This is a genomic window from Thermonema sp. (assembly GCF_026003375.1).
In the GTDB taxonomy this organism is placed as follows: domain Bacteria; phylum Bacteroidota; class Bacteroidia; order Cytophagales; family Thermonemataceae; genus Thermonema; species Thermonema rossianum.
In genome coordinates this window covers 298,109-316,124 of the sequence record NZ_BPHD01000002.1, presented here as the reverse complement: position 1 = coordinate 316,124, position 18,016 = coordinate 298,109, and the positions used below count along the sequence as shown (strand labels likewise).

The following is an 18,016-nucleotide window of genomic DNA, read 5'->3' as shown; positions in this document are numbered from 1 at the left end:
TAAAAAAGCAGGCATCAGGCAAGTTTACTCAAAAGGTGCGGGGGCTACCATTATCACTTCTTCCTTATCTACAATCACCTGCCCGGGTGCCAGCCCTTTCGGTTTGCGCACATATTTTTTTTCTGTGACAATCACGGGGCACAGGCTGTCGGTTTTGCGTTTGGAATAGTAGGCGGCCAGTGAAGCCGCTTTTTCTATCACATCCCGGGGTATTTGCTTTTGTCCGCTGCGTTTGATGACCACATGAGAGCCGGCGACGTCCTTGGCATGTAGCCAAAGGTCATTTTTATGGGCAAAGCGTTGAGTAAGCAGGTCATTGCTTTTGGCATTTTTGCCCACCCATATTTGAAATTCTTTGTATTCAAAGCGCTTGAAGGGCAGGCTTTCATCTGCTTTGCTTTGACCGGCAAAGCCATGCTGTTTTGCCCAACGGCGCAGACTTTTGAAATCATGGCATTCGTCAAGACTTTGGAGCAGCGTTTGAAGACGCAACCATTCGTTTTCTTTCGTTTCGATGGTTTGCAATAGCTTTTGCTCTTCTATTTTTTGATTTTTTGCCTTACGGTAAAAACGTTCGGCATTCTGTTGCGGACTTAGCTGTGGGTTGAGCTTGATGCGCAAAGGCGCTTCTTTGTAAAAATCGAATACTTCCACTTCTTCGCTTCCCGGCTCTATGGCGTGCAGGTGAGCCATAATCAAGTGTCCCAGCTCTTCGAAGCGTGCGTTCCGGAGGGCCTGCAGGCGCTCCTTGCTTTTTTGCAGGGTGTTTTCGCAGCGCTTAAGCTGCTGCTCAAGCTGCTTGGTGTATTGCTGTTTTTCTTGTAAAAAAACAACCTCATGCACATACAAGCGGTGCAGCTCGTTGGCGGCTTCTATGGGCGAGGTAGTCACGTGCCGCACTTGCAGCTCGGGATGCTCGACAAGCGACAATAGCGGTTTGTTCTTCCACGTGCCTATATAGTAAGCGCCGGGATGGAGAAGCTGCTCGTGGAGGGTCAATAACTTTTGCCATTGCTCACTTAAGGGCAGCTGCAACCAACCTTGCAGTTCTATGTAGCGCATCACGAAGCGGTCGAAAGCCGGAAAGAATGCCTGTATGTTACCGCCGGATGCTATGAATGCCTGTGCTGAGTGTTCAATAGGGCGGTGCAGGCTGTCAAGTTCAAGATGGTGGTCTTCTTCCATTTTTTTGTGAAACAACTCGATGACCTGCCCGCCTTGGTAGGCAACCAAATTGGAGCGGTTGCCGAAGAGCTTAAACAACAAGCTGTAGTCTTGTTCAAAATGCAGGCAAAAAGCGCGTTCATTATGAAACTGCTCTACACGCAGCAGACGCCGCCCATGGAGGGCTTCGAACAATTCCACCGCATTGGCTTTGGCTTTGGCGTAGTGTGTGGGGAAGGAAAGGCTTGCCCATTGGGGGGTGAGCTGTGCCCGGATAAAGAACTCCCGTTCACCAAGATGAAAGCCCAATATCAATTCGTCTTTTTCTTGGCTAAAAGCAGTGCCCAGTTGCCAGTCGCAAATTGTTTCTGCCAAATATTGGCTTATTTGCCGTATGAAATAGTAGGAGAGATGCATCTTGAATGAATGGTTGGCTTCAAAAATAGAAAAATGCTTTTATTGCATGACTAAAAGTTTTATTATCTAAACAAAAAGTATGATTACTCAAAATCTGACAACAGCCGCCCTGATTGGTCTTATGGTGATAGTAGCCGGCATTGTAAACTTTGTGCCCCGCCTGCGTGCGCGCTTGGCTTTCAATCCCTATGTGGTGTGGCACAAGGGCGAATGGTACCGCCTCATAACTGCCGTCTTCGTGCATGTGAATACCTTGCATCTTTTATTCAATGCCATCACGCTGTTTTTCTTCGGGCGTGCCTTGGAAAAGTACTTTCGCTATTTCTTTGGAACTGCCTATTGGGGGTGGTATCTGGCTCTTTTTCTGTTGAGTGCCATCGGTGGGCAGCTTTTCAACCTGTGGCGCCATAGAAACAACCGCTATTTTCAGTCGGTGGGGGCATCGGGTGGTGTAGTAGGCGTTTTGTTTTCCTTTATTCTCATATCGCCCGACGCCGTTTTGTATTTGTTCTTTATTCCGGTGCCCATTCCTGCCTATCTTTTTGCGTTGGGCTTTGTGGCTTACTCGCTGTATGGATTGTTTTCCCGTAAAGGAAACATAGACCATGCGGCACACTTAGGCGGTGCTGCCATAGGGGTGCTGTTTACATTGATTGCCGTGCCCGGAGCATGGCAGCATTTTTTAAATGCTTTTTAAAGAGCGGAAAGCCGCCTTTTATTTCCAATATTGCCTGCCGGCAGCATCGATGTATCCTTCATTGCCCTGAAAGCGCACTTTGGCAAGCCCATGCCGGAAGGGGGCGGCTTCCTCATATTGAGGGGGGATTTGCCATTCGCCTTTGCGGTTGATGTATCCCCATTTGCCTTTGTGTTTGACGGCCGCCAGCCCCTGACTGAAGGTCCCGGCTTGTTCTGCTTCGAAAAACGCAATGGCATTGGCGCCCTGCGAAGTGATATAGCCCCAGCGCCCCTGATATTGAACCGGGGCAAGCCCTTCCGAGAAGTTGCCCAGTATGGTGTAAAGGAACTCAACCACCGCTTGCCCTTGTGTGTTGATGATGCCCCAATAGCCGTTTGATTGTACGCTTGCCCGTCCTTGCTTGAAGTCGCGTACTTGGTCGTAGCGGGGCGGAATGTGCCACTGCCCGGTGGTGTCCACAAAGCCCCACTTGCCGGTAGCCGCATCTTGGGCGGCAGCCAATTGTTCGCTAAAATCATGCACCTCCTTAAACTGCAAAGGGATGACCAAATGACCATGCTTGCCGGCAAAACCATAGCGGTATTCACCATTGACTATGTTTGCAACTGCTATGCGTCCGTCGCGGCATTGCCCGATGCGCCGGTAGCTTTCTTCTGAGAGCAAACGCCCTTGGGCGTCATAAAAGAACCATTGCCCCTTTTTTTTCGCTGCGAGCAGCCCTTCGCCACACAGGGCAGTGGCTTCGAAAGCGGGGGGTAGCAACCACGTGCCGTTGCGGTGAATGATGCCCCATTGCCCGTGGTACAAAGCCGTTGCTTGTTGGGCTTCGTTTGGTTTGCTTAGGCGCTCGAAGCGGCAGGCAAGCACTTCATTGCCCAATGAGTCGATAAGCCCCCATTTGCCTTGTTTGTTGCAAGCCGGTGCTATGCCGTTCCGGAATGCCCAAATGGCTTTGAACTCTATGGGAATGATTTCTTTGCCTTGCCTGTCTATGTACCCCCACAGCCCGTTTTTCTTGACTTTAGCCCAATGAAGGGTGCTGTCGAAAGGCTCGGCAGTTTCATATCCGGTCTTGATTGCAATTTGCTTGCTTGGTGTGCAGTAGCCCCAGCGCACTTTCCAATTTTGACTTATGCGGTAGGGGATAAGCGAAGGCGGTGGCGGGTGTATGTCGTTCTCTTGACTTCGACAGCCATCGAACAGGCATAAGCAAAGAAAAGCGAGCAAAGCAACAAACGGGCGCATGAGCATACGAGTTGGTTGGTTCAATATAAAAAAACGCTGCCTTTATGGGGAAAGGCAGCGCCGGAATGTGCTTGTTTTTAAAAACATCAGGCGATACTTTCTACCACCGGCTTGCCTTTGGCAGCCCGCAGGCGCCGGTAGGCGCTCACGCCAAAGCCGGCTATCATCAACAAACTGCCTATCCACAGCAAGTTGATAAGTGGCTTTTCGATGGCTTTTAAAATGATATAATCTCTTTGGGTGCGTTGTGTTTCAAAAACGAATGTGCCCTTGTCAGGATTCACACGCACGAAAGCCATCTTCAAGCCTAAGGCAGGCTCTATTTCTGCCGGTGAGGCAATCATGCCATCCTGTATGTTGAGCATGAACACAGGGGATAAATGGTATTCTTTTGTTTTGCTCAGAATACGCCAGTGCGCTTGTAGCGCCATTTCATGGTCTTTCAACGCCATTTGCTTATATACACGCACCTGTTTCACGCCGTCGAAGATGGCAATAAAGTCATTCAGAAAGAGCGTATCGCCGGGAACTACTTCATGCCGCTCGGCTTCGCTCCATTCACGCCCTTCTTTGGGGTCAGGATATACCGCCGTGATGTGCGTGTAAAGGTCTTTGCCCCATTCCTTGCGTATGGAAGGAGAGGGGGTTAAGTCCATAGACGGGTTGACCTGCACACGTGGATACATGATGAAGCTATCGCCCGTTGTTTGGTCAACAAATCGAATCTGATAATACACATTTTCGGGACGGGTGTAGAGCGTATCACCGGCTTTGAAGTAGGTGTTGCCCCGGTACTGAATGTCTTCAAGGGCAACGATATTGTGCGGGTCATCGAGGAAATACACCTTGTCATAAGGGATATACGAAGGGTAGCCGTCCACTTCCAGGGCGGTGCCTTCGAAAGTAGCCACATATTGCCCTACGGGCGTGGGCTCATCCAACCACAACAAGGTGTTTTTTTCGTTGAAATCGGAAGGGGCGCTTTCATCCGTGGTGTAAAGCAAACCACTCACATTGAGCGATACCACACGGGTATAGCCGGATGAGTACAAAATACCGATGAGCATCAGACCTACGCCCAGGTGTGTGAGTGCGCCGCCGGCAAGCCGGGGTTTTTTACGTAACAACTCCGTAAGTATCCATGCGTTGCTGATGATAGAGTAGAAAGCGGCAAACAAAAGGGTTATATAGTTGAGATGCTTTTCACCGGTGAATATGATGACCAGCGTAGTGCTTATCATAGCCAGTGCCGTGGGCAGATAAAGCACACTCAACTGCTGCTTGCCCTTGATGTTTTTCCACCAGAAAAACTGCCCCAAGCCCGAGCCTATAGCCAGCAGCACAGCAAACCACAGCTGAATGCGGGTGTAGTGCATGACCTGATCTTCGGGCGGTGCCAAGTTGAGCTCAAAGCCAAACAACTCAGCTATTTTGTTGTAAACGGGAAAAGAGGTGGTATTCAATACCTGAAAGCCCGACAGCAGCATGATAACCGCCGCAGTGAATATCCAAAACTCTCGCTGATAAATAGACAGGTCGCCTTCATTGTCGCCTTTGGGCAATTGTTTGTAGCGGGCAATGAGCAGCCCTACCGATGCCACCATGAAAAACAGCAGGTAAAGCAACAGTTGCCCGGACAAGCCCAAGTCGGTGAAAGAGTGCACGGAGGCATTGCCTAAAATACCGCTGCGGGTAAGAAAAGTGGAATAAAGCACCAAAATAAAACTGCTGATAACCAGCCAGAAAGTAAAGCGAAGGGCAGCGGCTGACTTACGGGCAATCAAGGCGGTATGAATAGCAGCTACCAGTGCCAGCCAAGGCACATACACGGCATTTTCTACGGGGTCCCAGTTCCAATAGCCTTCGAAGTTGAGCGTTTCATATGCCCAGTAGGCGCCCATTAAGATGCCCAGCCCCAGCACAAGCGCCGAAATGACCAACCAAGGCAGGGCAGGGCGTATCCAAGCAGTGAATTCTTTTTTCCACAAAGCCGCTACGGCAAAGGCAAAAGGCACCAGACTGAGTGCAAAGCCCAAAAACAAAGTGGGCGGGTGAATGACCATCCAGTAGTTTTGAAGCAGCGGGTTGAGGCCGGTGCCGTCGGCAGGCACAAAGTCAGGGTTATACATGGGACTGCCGGGCGTGTAGATGGGCAGGTCCAGCACGTCGCGGGTCAAGGCAAAAGGTGAACTGCCTATTTTCAGCTCGCCCACAACCACGCCTAAAATCATGGAAGTAAGAAAAGCCTGCACCAGCACCAATACCGTCATAATGGGCGCTTCCCATTCGGTAGGGCGGCGCAGTACAAAGAACAGCCCGATGAGTACGTTCCAAAAAATCCAAAGCCAGAAACTGCCTTCCTGACCTTCCCAGAAGCAGGCAATGATGTACTCTATGGGCAGGTGACGCGAAGCGTGCGCATAGGCATAGTAGTATTCATAATAATGATTGAGGATGATAACGAACAGTACTATGCCCGCAGTCGTTACAAACAGACCATGCAGCAGGAAAGTCCGGCGTGCAAAACGGCGCCAGCTTTCACGCGCTTGCAAAGGCAGTTTTGAACGACCGGTGAGCAGGTAGGCCCATGCACTCATGAGTGCCAATACGAAGGCAGCAATGAGTGAAAAATGCCCGATATTTCCAATGGTATAATGTATCATAGGTGCTTACATTCAGTTGCATACATAAGAAAAAGAACTCCCTTGCGTGTGTTGCCGCCTAAGGGAGTTTGAGCTGTAACAAACATGAGGGGTCCTGTTAGTTCGAAGCACTTACTTCGGTGAAGCCGGTTTGGCTTTGTTGGTCGTTGTATTTCGAAGGGCACTTCATCAGTATTTTTTTTGCATGGAAAGCATCCCCTTCCACGTTTCCCACTACTACCACCTTTTCGGCGCGTTCGAAGTCTTGCGGCTTGGCATCCGGGTAGATGACCGGCATCACTTTGCCCTTTTCATCTTTGAGCATGAAGCGGAAAAGGTTAGGGTTCACCGAGGGGTTGTACTCCATGCCTACAATGTGCCCTTGGGCATCTTTAGGCAGTTCGCCAATCACATAAATGCCCTTTTTGTTGCCTTTTTTGCTCATGGCAATGGCTTCGTCGAAAGACACATACTTGCTTGCGCTGCCCATAGAGCTCACAATCAAGCCGATGGCGGCGGCAATTACAATGAGGATGAAAATATGGATACGTTTCATAGGTAGAGCATTGGTTTTTTTAGTCTTTCATGAGTTTTTTGACCTTGCGGTCGATTGACCCAAGATATAACACGATGCCCAAAAAGATGGTTGCAAGCACCGCCACTACTACATAAATCTTTCCGTTGGCACGCAGAGCATCTGCCATCTCTACTTCGTTGCCTTGCGCCCATGAAGGCAGCACGGCAAACAGCCACAGGCATAAGCTATAGAATAACCGTTTCATGTGTTTTCTTCAATTTGTATTTGTCTGTGAGTTTGAATTTCTTCTTGTTTTCTTTTGAGTTGTCGCACACGCACCGCCAGTTTGGTAATCCACCAGGCGAGCATGGTCCAGCCAATGACGGCAGGGTAGAACACCATGCGCATGGTGTTGTCCAGGTCATATTGGCTGAAGGCCGGGTTGCCCCCTTTGCCCGGATGCAGTGAGTCCGTATAACGCGGAAGCACAAAAATAAGGGGGATGAATACGGCAAAGGCATACAGATTGTAAACGGCACTGACGCGGGCACGCCGCAGCGGGTCGTTGATGGCACCGCGCAGCACCAAATAGGCGACATAAATCAAAATGCCAATGGCGGCCATGGTTTGCTGAGGGTCGCCGTTCCAAGGAGCGCCCCAAGTGTAATTTGCCCAGATGGCACCGGTGCTAAGCCCCAACAGCCCGTACAGTACTGCCGTATTGACGCTTTCCACGGCGTGGTCGTCCAGGCTTTCCGTCCCCTTGCGCAGATACTGCACGGAGTAGTAGGCAGAAATTGCCAAAAGGATGGTCATGCCAAACCACATAGGCACATGAAAATAAAGATTGCGAATGCTTTCGTTCACAATGGGCAACCGTGGCACAGGCATTAGGAATCCGCCTACAATCACGTAAAGCAGGAGCAGGATGGTGCTTATTTGATACCATTTTTTCATAGTAAACCTGTTTTAGCTCCGCCACAACAGCGGAAATAACACAAAAGCAACGCCTAACACAATGATATTTATCAGAGAAAGCATAAACAACTCCTTCTGAATCAGCTCCCAAGCAGCTGACATCAGACTCAAAGAAGCAGCACGGGTAAGCATCAGCAGTTGAGGAATCAACACAGGGAAGCTCAACACGGCCATCAATACGCTGTTATTGCCGGCCTTGGAAGCAATGGCGGCAATCATGGTGAGCGAGCAGGCAAAGCTCACGAAGCCCAACAACAAACAGAGTAAAAAGCTTGCTTGGGGAATAGGCAACGGCAAAAACCAGTAGTACAGCCCAAAGCCTACGGTGCCCAATATCAACATCAGCAGTGTGTTATATACTACCTTGGCAAGCAGTATTTCATGAGCGGTGGCAATGGTGTAATAATACAGTTGCTGCTCTTCTTCTTCCTGCATGAAGCTCTTGGCCATGGCATTGGTAGCCGTAAATAGTGCCACTATCCACCACAACACATTCCACAAGGCAGGCAGGAGCTCACTTCCGCTTTGCTCAATACCTATGTAGATGATAAGGGTAGCCCCACTGACATAAAGCAACAGACCGTTGAGAGCATAGCGTTGCCGCCACTCCAAAAGCAAATCTTTCCGTATGAGTGCTATTACGCGCCGTATGGACACAGGCTTTTTGGGTTCAGGGTCTCGGCTGCAAAGCTACAAAAATGATTGAATACAAAGCAGTGACCATAAAATAAAAAAGGCGCTTGCCGGCGCCTTTTGTTTGTGGAATATCATAAGAAAGCCGTCAGACCACGGTATGCGTGGTTTCGCCTTCCGAGCGGGCAATGATGGCAGCCCCGCAACTATCGCTCCATACGTTCACGGCCGTGCGCATCATATCCAAAATACGGTCAACGGCCAGTATCATACCTACGCCTTCGAGTGGGAGCCCTACAGCACTCAAAATAACCGATATCATCACCAGCCCGGCCATGGGAATGCCGGCAGCACCAATGGAAGCCAGAAGGGCAGTGATGACTACTACCATCTGTTGTCCGAAGTCCAAATGTATGTTGTAGGCTTGGGCAATAAACATGGCAGCTACACACTCATAAAGCGCCGTGCCGTCCATGTTGATGGTAGCGCCCAACGGAATGGTGAAGCTGGTAATACGGTTAGAGATGCCGGCTTTGTGTTCAAGGGCTTCCATTGTAAGCGGCAGGGTAGCCCCCGACGAGCTGGTTGAAAAGGCGGTGATGAGCGGGGTAAGCATAGCACGGAAATGATGGATGGGGTTGATGCCCGCCAGCAGCAGCATAAGCAAAGGAAGAGTGACGAAAGCATGGATGCCCAAGCCGGCAACGACCGTGAGCATGTATTTCCCTAAGCTGGCTGCCATAAGGGCAAGCTTTGCCTTGTCGCCTGCCTGCTCGGCTACCACATCTACTACCAAACCAAATACGCCCAGAGGAGTAAACAATATCACAAACATAGTAATGCCCATCATCACCTCGAAGGTGGCATTGAAAAAATCACTCAACAAGTCACGGTAGCGCGCTTCTTTTACCTTGGTGATGAATACGCCGAACAGAACGGCAAAAAAGATGGTGCTGAGCATCTGCCCTTGGCTAAAAGCTGCAAACACATTGGTGGGTATCATGCGTAGCAGCGTATCTTTCAGCGAAGCCCCTTCGGCAGACAGTTCCGGCAGGTTTTCGGTAGAATCGGGCAGAGGCGCCCCTACGCCCGGCTCTATCAAGTTAACCAAGAGCAGACCGGTTAGGATGGCCAGTAAACTGGTGATTACATAGTAGCCCAAGGTCTTCAAGGTGAGGCGCCCCAAGCTATTGTTTTGCCCCAAATTGCTGACACCGGAAATAATGGAGCTGAGAATAAGCGGAACTATCACCATTTTAAGACCGCGAATGAACAAGTCGCCCATCCAGGTGAACCATGTGGCTCGATGCGGTAAAACATAACCAACACCAATACCGGCCACTAAGGCGATTAGGATAAAAACGAAAAGATTACGCTGGTAAAAAGCCAAAAAACCTTTATTGTTTCCGTTTGATAAACTCATAGTATTGAAGCAAGTTAAATTTATACTTTTTCATGGAAAGCTTTCAAAGATAACAGCTTTTTAAAGATTTCTAAAAGGCTTTGCAAACGGTGGTTGTCCGTCAAGCATATCGCCTTTGCCGTGTTTTTCCTACTTTTGTGCCCATAGAAACAAGCAATTAACCATGGAACTGACCCCCTTAACCGCTATTTCGCCCATCGACGGGCGCTACAGAAGCAAAGTGGAAGCACTGGCACCCTATTTTTCGGAATATGCCTTGATTCGCTACAGGGTAAGAGTAGAAGTAGAATACTTCATTGCCCTTTGTGAGCAGGGCATCCCGCCTTTGCCTGCTTTAACCGCCGGACAAAAACAAGCATTGCGGGCGCTGTACAACGACTTCACGGAAGCCGATGCCGCACGCATCAAAGAAATAGAGCGCACGACCAACCACGATGTCAAGGCCGTAGAATATTTTTTAAAAGAACAATTTCCGGCACTGGGGTTGGACGCTTACCTCGAGTTTATTCATTTCGGACTCACCTCACAAGACATCAACAATACAGCCACCCCTTTAATGCTCAAGGAGGCAGTGGAGCAGGTGATACTGCCACGCCTGCATGAACTGGTGGCACTCATGCAGACATTGGCCACCCGCTGGCGTGAGGTGCCCATGCTGGCACGCACCCACGGCCAACCCGCTTCGCCTACCGGCATGGGCAAAGAGTGGATGGTTTTTGTGGAACGCCTGCAAGCGCAAATAGCTCATTTGCAGCGCGTGCCCTATGCTGCCAAGTTTGGCGGGGCTACCGGCAACTTCAATGCCCATTATGTGGCATATCCTCAAATAGACTGGCATGCCTTCGCCGATGACTTCGTAGGCAATTACTTGGGCTTGCACCGCAGCCACTTTACCACACAGATAGAACACTATGACCAGCTGGCTGCCTTGTTGGATGCTTTCCGCCGCATCAATGTTATTTTGATAGACTTTGCCCGCGATGTGTGGACCTACATTGCCTTTGACTACTTCAAGCAAAAAATCAACCCCAACGAAGTAGGCTCTTCGGCTATGCCGCACAAAGTGAACCCTATCGACTTCGAAAACGCCGAAGGAAACCTCATGTGGGCAAACGCCGCTTTTGATTTCCTGTCAAACAAACTGCCCGTTTCACGCCTGCAGCGCGACCTGACCGATTCCACCGTTTTGCGCAACTTGGGCGTTCCTATGGCACACACCCTTCTGGCATGGACTTCGCTCATGCGTGGCATGAACAAGCTCGAGCTGAATGAAGAAGCCATTCGCAGCGACCTCGAAGACAACTGGGCAGTGGTGGCAGAAGCCATTCAGACCATTTTGCGGCGCGAGGGCTATCCTAAACCCTACGAGGCTTTGAAGGCACTTACACGCACCAATGAGCGTATTACAGCAGAGCGCATCCGCGCTTTCATTGATTCGCTCGACGTGCGGGAAGAGGTGAAAAACGAGCTTCGTGAGATTACACCCTTTAATTATGTAGGCTCTGCTTTACGTTTTTGAAATAAAATACTATTTTATGTGCTGTAATCTTGTGTGTTGAACCTATTTCTTAGATTATGGCACTATTTCAAAGCCTTGACGATATATGTACCAAGGTGCTGTTTTTTGACATAGAAACAGCACCTGCTTTTCCTTCTTTCGATGCCATGCCGCCGGCTTTGCAGGACCAATGGCGGCGGCAGACAGATAAAATAAATCGCTACGAAGACAGCGGGATGTCGCCCGAGGAGCTGTATCCTCTCAAAGCCGGCATTTATGCGGAGTTTGCCCGTGTAGTATGTGTGAGCTTCGGTCTGCTCGGAAAAAAGGAAGGGCAGTATTTCTTCCGTTTGAAGTCTTGCTGTGGCGAAGACGAAAGCCGTTTGCTGCAGGAGTTTGCTAAAATCCTTGATAATCAGTCTATAAAATACCTTTGTGCTCATAACGGACGGGAGTTTGACGTACCCTTCCTGGCACGCCGTTACCTGATTCAATCACTGCCGGTGCCGGAGATGATAGACTTACGCATGAAAAAGCCATGGGACGACGAAGCCAAGCGTATCATCGATACCATGGAGCTGTGGAGCTTTGGCGACAGGAAGAACTTCACCCGTCTGGAGCTGCTTTGTGCCGTCTTCGATATTCCTTCGCCCAAGTCTGATATCGATGGCAGCAAAGTAGGGGAGGTGTTTTGGAAGGACCAGGACTTTGAGCGCATTGCCCGCTATTGCGAAAACGATGTGCTGGCAACCGCCCGCCTTTATTTAAAATACATGCGCCTGCCCTCTATCACCGACGAACAAGTAGAATATGCAGACCGGATTATGGTTTAATACGCAAACAAAGGAGAGCAAGGTGGAACTTAGCCGTTTGATTCAATACTTGCGTACCGAAGGCATAAGAACCTTCTATTATGGTCCTTTTACCTATAATGTCATCAATGAGTTGGGGTATCATATCAAACAGTACCTCGATAACTCAAAGAGTGTGCGTGACAAGGTGTTTTATGCTTTCGTGGAGCTGTGCGAAAACATAGGCAGCTATGCGGTGACCTATGAAGTCGTAGGTAATAAACGTGTGGGTACCGGACTGGTGGCGCTTGGCGAAGACCCAAACAACTATTGTATTCAGGCAATCAACTATGCTACGCCGCAGCAGCAAAAGGAGCTGCAACAGCGCCTGGCGCAGGTCAAAAACATGAGCCGCCGCGAACTGCGCGCCTATAAAAACGAACTGCGCCAGCAGGCCATTCAAAACCATCATCCCTCGGGCAATATAGGGTTGATAGAAATCCTTTTGCGCCTCGATAAAAAAGTGGATTTTCAATGGATAGATGCCGGCGAAAATCTTGTTCTATTCATAGTGAAAGCGTATATTGATAAGAAAGAAGACAGTGGTCCCAAAATGGATGATTTGGTTGTCAAAGGTGAGAAAGGTACTTACTTAACACCGGATGTTTACTTCTCGGCACAGACCGGTGTGTGCGAACTCAAAGGTGAGTCTTACCAGGAAGATACCTTTGAGTTTTACAATACGCTTATCAATTGGATCGATACTTATATCCACGAAGTAAAAAAGCCGATTACGCTTAATTTGAAGCTTACCTATTTCAATACTTCCTCTTCGCGTGCTTTGCAGGAAATTTTTCTTTTGTTGAAAGAATATCAAGAGCAAGGGGGCGAAGTGACCATCAACTGGTATTATCTCTTACATGACGAAAGCATGCTGGAGGAAGCAGAAGACTTCCAATTGAGTACCGGCATGAAGTTTAATATTATTTCCGTAGAAAAATTTGATTGAGCAATTTTTTGAAAATCAGCATGGTATGGGTGTGTGCTAAAAAAAAGTTGAAAAAAGTTTTGCAACTTTGAAAGAACCCTTTAACTTTGCATTCCGTTAGCAGATGGCTAATACGAAACACATCGAATAAAGCACTTGGGGAGATACCGAAGCGGTCAAACGGGGCAGACTGTAAATCTGCTGGCTTATGCCTTCGTAGGTTCGAATCCTGCTCTCCCCACTATTTTGAAGCGAGAGTAGCTCAGTTGGTAGAGCGTCAGCCTTCCAAGCTGAATGTCGCGGGTTCGAGTCCCGTCTCTCGCTCTTTCTTGTGAATCATTTCGTAAAGCCGATGTAGCTCAGGGGTAGAGCGCTTCCTTGGTAAGGAAGAGGTCACGGGTTCAAATCCCGTCATTGGCTCTATTTTAATTTTATATCGCAAAAGCATACGGACGACGCTATTCGCCTTGTGAATAGCTTATTTGTTTATCCATCGCTTGTATTTATAACTTCAAAAGAAAAACAGAGATATGGCAAAGGAAACATTTCAGAGAACCAAGCCCCACGTAAACATAGGTACTATTGGGCACGTTGACCACGGTAAAACTACCTTGACCGCGGCAATTACGCACGTATTGGCTAAGAAAAACTTGGCAGAAGAAAAAGATTTCTCTTCTATCGATAACGCTCCCGAAGAAAAGGAGCGTGGTATTACCATTAATACTTCTCATGTAGAATATCAAACCGAAAAGCGTCACTATGCACACGTGGACTGCCCCGGTCACGCTGACTACGTGAAAAACATGGTTACCGGTGCTGCTCAAATGGACGGTGCCATCCTCGTAGTGGCTGCTACCGACGGTCCTATGCCTCAAACTCGTGAGCACATCCTTTTGGCTCGTCAGGTAGGTGTGCCTGCCATCGTAGTGTTCATGAACAAAGTGGACTTGGTGGACGACGAAGAGTTGCTCGACCTCGTTGAAATGGAAATCCGTGAGCTGTTGAGCAAATACGAATACGATGGCGACAATGTTCCTGTGATTCGTGGGTCTGCTTTGGGTGCTTTGAACGATGAGCCTCAGTGGGTGGCTACCGTAGAAGAGTTGATGAACGCTGTTGACGAATACATTCCTACTCCCGAGCGTTTGATCGACAAGCCTTTCTTGATGCCTATCGAGGACGTATTCTCTATCACCGGTCGTGGTACTGTGGCTACCGGTCGTATCGAGCGCGGTGTTATCAAAACCGGTGACCCTGTGGAAATCATCGGTATGGGTGAGGAAAAACTGACCTCTACCGTGACCGGTGTGGAAATGTTCCGAAAAATTCTGGACAGAGGCGAAGCCGGTGACAACGTAGGTCTGTTGCTGCGTGGTATCGAGAAAACTCAAATCCGTCGTGGTATGGTGATTTGCCAGCCCGGCACCGTAACGCCTCACAAGAAATTCAAAGCTGAAGTCTACGTATTGAGCAAAGAAGAAGGTGGTCGTCACACGCCTTTCTTCAACAACTACCGTCCTCAGTTCTACTTCCGTACTACTGACGTAACCGGTACCATCCAATTGCCCGAGGGTGTAGAAATGGTAATGCCCGGTGATAACGTAACCATCACTGTGGAATTGCAAAAGCCCATCGCATTGGAAAAAGGTCTGCGTTTCGCTATCCGCGAGGGTGGTAGAACCGTAGGTGCCGGTCAGGTAACTGAAATCCTTGACTAATCATACCATAACAGGCAAGTGTATCCTTCGGGATGCACTTGCTTTTTTCAAAACAAGTGCTTATATTTGCACTCCTTTTGATTGAACACTTACAGGTGTAGCTCAATTGGCAGAGCAGCGGTCTCCAAAACCGCAGGCTGCAGGTTCGAGTCCTGCCACCTGTGCAAAAAACAGGCTTATGTCGTCAGTTACACAAGAAAATGAAAAGAAAGGCCTTTGGGGAGGATTCGTGCACTATGTGCGCGAATCTTATCATGAATTGACTACCAAAGTGACCTGGCCCAAAGGAAAGACACTGTGGAGAGACGCTATTATTGTCCTCTTCGCTTCTTTGCTTTTTGCACTGCTTATCGGTGCCATGGACTTTGTCTTTAAAACAGCCTTGACTTTCTTCTACGAGCAAATCTAAATCAGAGCCTATATTACCTAATTCGGGGGTGGGAATGGAAACGCATAAATGGTACGTGCTCCGTGCAATAGCCGGGCAGGAAAAAAAAGTAAAGACTTACATCGAAAACGAAATTGCTCGCCAAGGGTGGCAAGAGCAAGTAAAAGAGGTATTTATTCCCACAGAAAAGGTTTACGAAGTGCGTAATGGCAAAAAGAAGATTAGAGAAAAAATCTTTTTGCCCGGTTATGTGCTTATCCTGGCAGATTTGTCCCAGCCCGAATTGGTGCACACTCTTACCGGCTTGCCCGGAGTAATCGGCTTCTTGCAAGAAGAAGCCCGCGCCGGTGAAAACCCCAAAGATGGCTACGTAAAACAACCCATCCCTTTGCGTGATTCGGAAGTGAACCGCATTTTGGGCAAAGCAGACGAGTCGCAAGAAGCCGAGCGCCTCGAAACACCTTTTATGGTTGGGGAGCATGTGAAGGTGTCAGACGGTCCGTTTAGTGGATTCGACGGGGTGATTGACCAAGTCTTCGAGGACAGAAAGAAACTCAATGTAATTGTGAAAATATTCGGAAGAAGCACACCCGTGGAGTTGAGTTATACACAAGTGGAAAAACTCGACTAAGCAAGGTGTAGTGCTCTTCGCAAAAATATTGGCTTGCTTCCACCAACACCAATCAGTTCGCACAACATTCAAACCGCAGAAAAACAATGGCTAAACAAGTAGCAGGATATCTTAAGTTACAAGTACGCGGCGGCCAGGCTAACCCGGCACCGCCCATCGGGCCTGCTCTTGGTGCGAAGGGGATTAACATCATGGAGTTCTGTAAGCAGTTCAATGCCAGAACTCAAGACAAAATGGGTCAGGTACTGCCCGTGGTAATTACTTACTATACGGATAAGTCCTTTGACTTTGTTATTAAAACCCCTCCAGCAGCAGTATTGCTGATGGAAGCCACCAAGCAGAAAAAAGGCTCACCTGAGCCCAACCGTAAGAAAATCGCTTCGGTTACTTGGGACCAGGTGCGTGAAATTGCCGAAATCAAAATGCCGGACCTCAACTGCTATACTATCGAAGCCGCCATGCGTATGGTAGCTGGTACAGCGCGCAGTATGGGTATTACGGTTACCGGTAAGGCGCCTTGGGAAACAGAAACAACCGAATAAAGAGCCTTAAACCATGGGAAAAATTTCAAAAAAACGCAAAGAGGCGTTAGCAAAGTACGATAAAAACAAGGCTTACTCTCTCCTCGATGCGGCAAAAATCTTAAAAGAAATCACCTATACCAATTTCAATGCCTCGGTCGATATCGATGTGCGCTTAGGGGTTGATCCGCGCAAAGCCGACCAGATGGTGCGTGGCGTGGTGACTTTGCCGCATGGTACCGGGAAAGAAAAGCGCGTGTTGGTGCTTTGTACGCCCGACAAGGAAGAAGAAGCCAAAGCTGCTGGCGCTGATTATGTAGGCTTGGATGAATACATCCAGAAAATAGAAGAAGGATGGCTTGACTTCGACGTGGTCATTACCATGCCTACCGTCATGGCGAAGGTGGGTAAGTTGGGGCGTGTGTTGGGTCCGCGTGGCTTGATGCCCAACCCCAAAGCCGGTACTGTGACCATGGACGTTGCACAAGCTGTGAAGGATGTAAAAGCCGGTAAAATCGATTTCAAGGTAGATAAATACGGGATTGTGCACGCTTCTATCGGGCGTATCTCTTTCACTCCCGAGCAAATAGCCGAAAACGCACAAGAACTGCTCGCTACCTTGATGAAGCTGAAGCCGGCGGCTGTTAAAGGGACCTACATCCAGTCGATTTATCTGTCGACGACGATGAGCCCAAGTGTTCAAATCGATAAAAACACAGTGCCAGGATTATGACAAGAGAAGAAAAAGCACTCTTAATAGAAGAGTTAGCCAATAAATTTGCCCAAACTGACTACTTCTACATCGTAGATGCAAGCGGCTTCACCGTTGCTCAAATCAACGACTTGCGCCGCGCTTGCTTCAAAGCCGGTGTAGAATACAAGGTGGCAAAGAACACACTGATTCGTAAAGCACTCGAAAAAAGCCAAAAAGGCGATCTCGAGGCTTTCAACGAAAAAGTGCTGAAAGGCTACTCGGCAGTGATGTTTGCCTCGGAAGAGGCGGCCAGTGCTCCGGCTAAAATCATAAAGGAGTATCGTAGCAAAAACAAAGCAGAGAAGCCTATTTTAAAAGGTGCTTACATTGATTCCGATACCTATATCGGAGATGCACACCTCGAAACCTTGGCTTCTCTCAAGTCCAAACAGGAGCTTTTGGGCGAAATCATCGGCCTCTTGCAGTCGCCTGCACAGAACGTTATTTCGGCTTTGCAGGGACAAGGGCAGAAGATTGCCGGCATTCTCAAAACACTCGAAGAGAAAGCCGCCAGCTAATCTTCACTTACATTCTTATTCACATTTTATTTTCTCAACGTTTAATCAAAAGTTATCAACAACTATAAAAGGGTACGACAATGGCAGATTTGAAAGCTTTCGCAGAACAACTCGTAAACTTGACTGTAAAAGAAGTAAACGAATTAGCTAAAATTTTGAAAGAAGAGTATGGTATTGAGCCTGCTGCTGCAGCAGTAGCCGTAGCTGCCCCCGGTGCCGGTGGTGCTGCAGGTGAAGCTGCCGAAGAAAAAACTTCTTTCGACGTGATTTTGGTAGATGCCGGTGCTTCTAAGCTCAACGTAGTAAAAGAAGTAAAAGCCATCACCAACCTTGGCTTGAAAGAAGCTAAAGAATTGGTTGACAGCACTCCCAAACCTATCAAAGAAGGTGTAAGCAAAGAGGAGGCTGAAGACATCAAGAAGAGACTCGAAGAAGCAGGTGCTAAAGTAGAAATCAAGTAGAGTTCTTTTACACATTTACAATAGGTTTT

The 18,016-nt window shown here is 48.6% G+C and carries 19 protein-coding genes and 4 tRNA genes; 15 read left to right on the top strand and 8 right to left on the bottom strand.

From position 1 onward, the window contains the following. Positions 1–24 precede the first annotated feature (24 nt). Positions 25–1,581 (bottom strand): NFACT RNA binding domain-containing protein, encoded by a 1,557-nt coding sequence (locus tag QVE43_RS06390; protein ID WP_288005277.1) that lies wholly within the window; start codon positions 1,579–1,581, stop codon positions 25–27. A gap of 79 nt (positions 1,582–1,660) precedes the next feature. Here QVE43_RS06390 and QVE43_RS06385 point away from each other — a divergent pair, with 79 nt between their 5' ends. After that, on the top strand, positions 1,661–2,278 hold the full coding sequence (locus tag QVE43_RS06385) for a rhomboid family intramembrane serine protease (RefSeq protein WP_288005276.1): 618 nt from the start codon (positions 1,661–1,663) through the stop codon (positions 2,276–2,278). 18 nt (positions 2,279–2,296) lie between these two features. On the opposite strand, the gene QVE43_RS06380 is transcribed toward QVE43_RS06385, so the two are convergent. From QVE43_RS06380 to QVE43_RS06350, 7 genes are all read right to left on the bottom strand, one after another. Further along, a complete protein-coding gene (locus QVE43_RS06380) occupies positions 2,297–3,526 on the bottom strand; it encodes a WG repeat-containing protein (RefSeq protein ID WP_288005275.1) in 1,230 nt (409 codons plus the stop codon). 86 nt (positions 3,527–3,612) lie between these two features. Beyond that, on the bottom strand, positions 3,613–6,189 hold the full coding sequence (gene ccsA / locus QVE43_RS06375; protein WP_288005273.1) for a cytochrome c biogenesis protein CcsA: 2,577 nt from the start codon (positions 6,187–6,189) through the stop codon (positions 3,613–3,615). Between the two features lie 97 nt (positions 6,190–6,286). After that, positions 6,287–6,724, bottom strand: coding sequence for a cytochrome c maturation protein CcmE (locus QVE43_RS06370; RefSeq protein ID WP_288005271.1), 438 nt, complete (start codon positions 6,722–6,724; stop codon positions 6,287–6,289). A gap of 19 nt (positions 6,725–6,743) precedes the next feature. Then, positions 6,744–6,950, bottom strand: a complete 207-nt coding sequence (locus QVE43_RS06365) for a CcmD family protein (RefSeq protein ID WP_288005268.1) — start codon at positions 6,948–6,950, stop codon at positions 6,744–6,746. After that, the gene (gene ccsA, locus QVE43_RS06360) at positions 6,947–7,642 is read right to left on the bottom strand and encodes a cytochrome c biogenesis protein CcsA (protein ID WP_288005266.1); all 696 of its coding nucleotides are present in this window, start codon (positions 7,640–7,642) and stop codon (positions 6,947–6,949) included. The genes QVE43_RS06365 and ccsA (QVE43_RS06360) overlap by 4 nt, the downstream gene beginning before the upstream one ends. Before the next feature lie 12 nt (positions 7,643–7,654). Beyond that, positions 7,655–8,320, bottom strand: a complete 666-nt coding sequence (locus QVE43_RS06355) for a heme exporter protein CcmB (RefSeq protein ID WP_288005264.1) — start codon at positions 8,318–8,320, stop codon at positions 7,655–7,657. A gap of 124 nt (positions 8,321–8,444) precedes the next feature. Further along, the gene (locus tag QVE43_RS06350; RefSeq protein ID WP_288005262.1) at positions 8,445–9,686 is read right to left on the bottom strand and encodes a dicarboxylate/amino acid:cation symporter; all 1,242 of its coding nucleotides are present in this window, start codon (positions 9,684–9,686) and stop codon (positions 8,445–8,447) included. A 196-nt stretch (positions 9,687–9,882) separates the two neighbouring features. Here QVE43_RS06350 and purB point away from each other — a divergent pair, with 196 nt between their 5' ends. The 14 genes from purB to rplL all read left to right on the top strand — a co-directional run bounded on the left by purB (position 9,883) and on the right by rplL (position 17,987). Further along, positions 9,883–11,238 carry an adenylosuccinate lyase gene (gene purB / locus QVE43_RS06345; protein WP_288005260.1) on the top strand — a complete coding sequence of 452 codons (1,356 nt, stop codon included), beginning with the start codon at positions 9,883–9,885 and terminating at the stop codon, positions 11,236–11,238. 56 nt (positions 11,239–11,294) lie between these two features. Then, positions 11,295–12,050, top strand: coding sequence for a ribonuclease H-like domain-containing protein (locus QVE43_RS06340; protein ID WP_288005258.1), 756 nt, complete (start codon positions 11,295–11,297; stop codon positions 12,048–12,050). A gap of 22 nt (positions 12,051–12,072) precedes the next feature. Further along, positions 12,073–13,017: a SiaC family regulatory phosphoprotein gene (locus QVE43_RS06335; RefSeq protein WP_288005256.1), complete on the top strand. Its 945-nt coding sequence runs from the start codon at positions 12,073–12,075 to the stop codon at positions 13,015–13,017. Between the two features lie 137 nt (positions 13,018–13,154). Further along, positions 13,155–13,237, top strand: a tRNA-Tyr gene (locus tag QVE43_RS06330). A 10-nt stretch (positions 13,238–13,247) separates the two neighbouring features. Then, positions 13,248–13,320: transfer RNA gene (locus QVE43_RS06325), tRNA-Gly, on the top strand. Between the two features lie 24 nt (positions 13,321–13,344). Beyond that, positions 13,345–13,416: transfer RNA gene (locus QVE43_RS06320), tRNA-Thr, on the top strand. 110 nt (positions 13,417–13,526) lie between these two features. Beyond that, entirely contained in the window at positions 13,527–14,714 is a 1,188-nt protein-coding gene (gene tuf, locus QVE43_RS06315; protein WP_288005254.1) for an elongation factor Tu, read from the top strand. A gap of 91 nt (positions 14,715–14,805) precedes the next feature. Next, a tRNA-Trp gene (locus tag QVE43_RS06310) sits at positions 14,806–14,878 on the top strand. Positions 14,879–14,892: 14 nt separating this feature from the next. Further along, a complete protein-coding gene (secE, locus tag QVE43_RS06305) occupies positions 14,893–15,123 on the top strand; it encodes a preprotein translocase subunit SecE (protein ID WP_051633019.1) in 231 nt (76 codons plus the stop codon). A gap of 34 nt (positions 15,124–15,157) precedes the next feature. After that, a complete protein-coding gene (gene nusG, locus QVE43_RS06300) occupies positions 15,158–15,733 on the top strand; it encodes a transcription termination/antitermination protein NusG (protein WP_288005252.1) in 576 nt (191 codons plus the stop codon). 86 nt (positions 15,734–15,819) lie between these two features. Continuing rightward, the gene (rplK, locus tag QVE43_RS06295) at positions 15,820–16,275 is read left to right on the top strand and encodes a 50S ribosomal protein L11 (RefSeq protein ID WP_288005250.1); all 456 of its coding nucleotides are present in this window, start codon (positions 15,820–15,822) and stop codon (positions 16,273–16,275) included. A 13-nt stretch (positions 16,276–16,288) separates the two neighbouring features. After that, positions 16,289–16,987, top strand: coding sequence for a 50S ribosomal protein L1 (gene rplA / locus QVE43_RS06290; RefSeq protein ID WP_288005248.1), 699 nt, complete (start codon positions 16,289–16,291; stop codon positions 16,985–16,987). Next, positions 16,984–17,526: a 50S ribosomal protein L10 gene (gene rplJ, locus QVE43_RS06285; RefSeq protein WP_288005245.1), complete on the top strand. Its 543-nt coding sequence runs from the start codon at positions 16,984–16,986 to the stop codon at positions 17,524–17,526. Before rplA ends, rplJ begins: the two co-directional genes overlap by 4 nt. 80 nt (positions 17,527–17,606) lie before the next feature. Continuing rightward, positions 17,607–17,987 (top strand): 50S ribosomal protein L7/L12, encoded by a 381-nt coding sequence (gene rplL / locus QVE43_RS06280; protein WP_288005243.1) that lies wholly within the window; start codon positions 17,607–17,609, stop codon positions 17,985–17,987. Positions 17,988–18,016: the final 29 nt, after the last annotated feature.

Bases quoted from the DNA above. Each gene is read 5' to 3' on its own strand.
- QVE43_RS06390 (WP_288005277.1), bottom strand. From the start codon at position 1,581: ATGCATCTCTCCTACTATTTCATACGGCAAATAAGCCAATATTTGGCA.
- QVE43_RS06385 (WP_288005276.1), top strand. From the start codon at position 1,661: ATGATTACTCAAAATCTGACAACAGCCGCCCTGATTGGTCTTATGGTG.
- QVE43_RS06380 (WP_288005275.1), bottom strand. From the start codon at position 3,526: ATGCGCCCGTTTGTTGCTTTGCTCGCTTTTCTTTGCTTATGCCTGTTC.
- ccsA (WP_288005273.1), bottom strand. From the start codon at position 6,189: ATGATACATTATACCATTGGAAATATCGGGCATTTTTCACTCATTGCT.
- QVE43_RS06370 (WP_288005271.1), bottom strand. From the start codon at position 6,724: ATGAAACGTATCCATATTTTCATCCTCATTGTAATTGCCGCCGCCATC.
- QVE43_RS06365 (WP_288005268.1), bottom strand. From the start codon at position 6,950: ATGAAACGGTTATTCTATAGCTTATGCCTGTGGCTGTTTGCCGTGCTG.
- ccsA (WP_288005266.1), bottom strand. From the start codon at position 7,642: ATGAAAAAATGGTATCAAATAAGCACCATCCTGCTCCTGCTTTACGTG.
- purB (WP_288005260.1), top strand. From the start codon at position 9,883: ATGGAACTGACCCCCTTAACCGCTATTTCGCCCATCGACGGGCGCTAC.
- QVE43_RS06340 (WP_288005258.1), top strand. From the start codon at position 11,295: ATGGCACTATTTCAAAGCCTTGACGATATATGTACCAAGGTGCTGTTT.
- tuf (WP_288005254.1), top strand. From the start codon at position 13,527: ATGGCAAAGGAAACATTTCAGAGAACCAAGCCCCACGTAAACATAGGT.
- secE (WP_051633019.1), top strand. From the start codon at position 14,893: ATGTCGTCAGTTACACAAGAAAATGAAAAGAAAGGCCTTTGGGGAGGA.
- nusG (WP_288005252.1), top strand. From the start codon at position 15,158: ATGGAAACGCATAAATGGTACGTGCTCCGTGCAATAGCCGGGCAGGAA.
- rplK (WP_288005250.1), top strand. From the start codon at position 15,820: ATGGCTAAACAAGTAGCAGGATATCTTAAGTTACAAGTACGCGGCGGC.
- rplA (WP_288005248.1), top strand. From the start codon at position 16,289: ATGGGAAAAATTTCAAAAAAACGCAAAGAGGCGTTAGCAAAGTACGAT.
- rplJ (WP_288005245.1), top strand. From the start codon at position 16,984: ATGACAAGAGAAGAAAAAGCACTCTTAATAGAAGAGTTAGCCAATAAA.
- rplL (WP_288005243.1), top strand. From the start codon at position 17,607: ATGGCAGATTTGAAAGCTTTCGCAGAACAACTCGTAAACTTGACTGTA.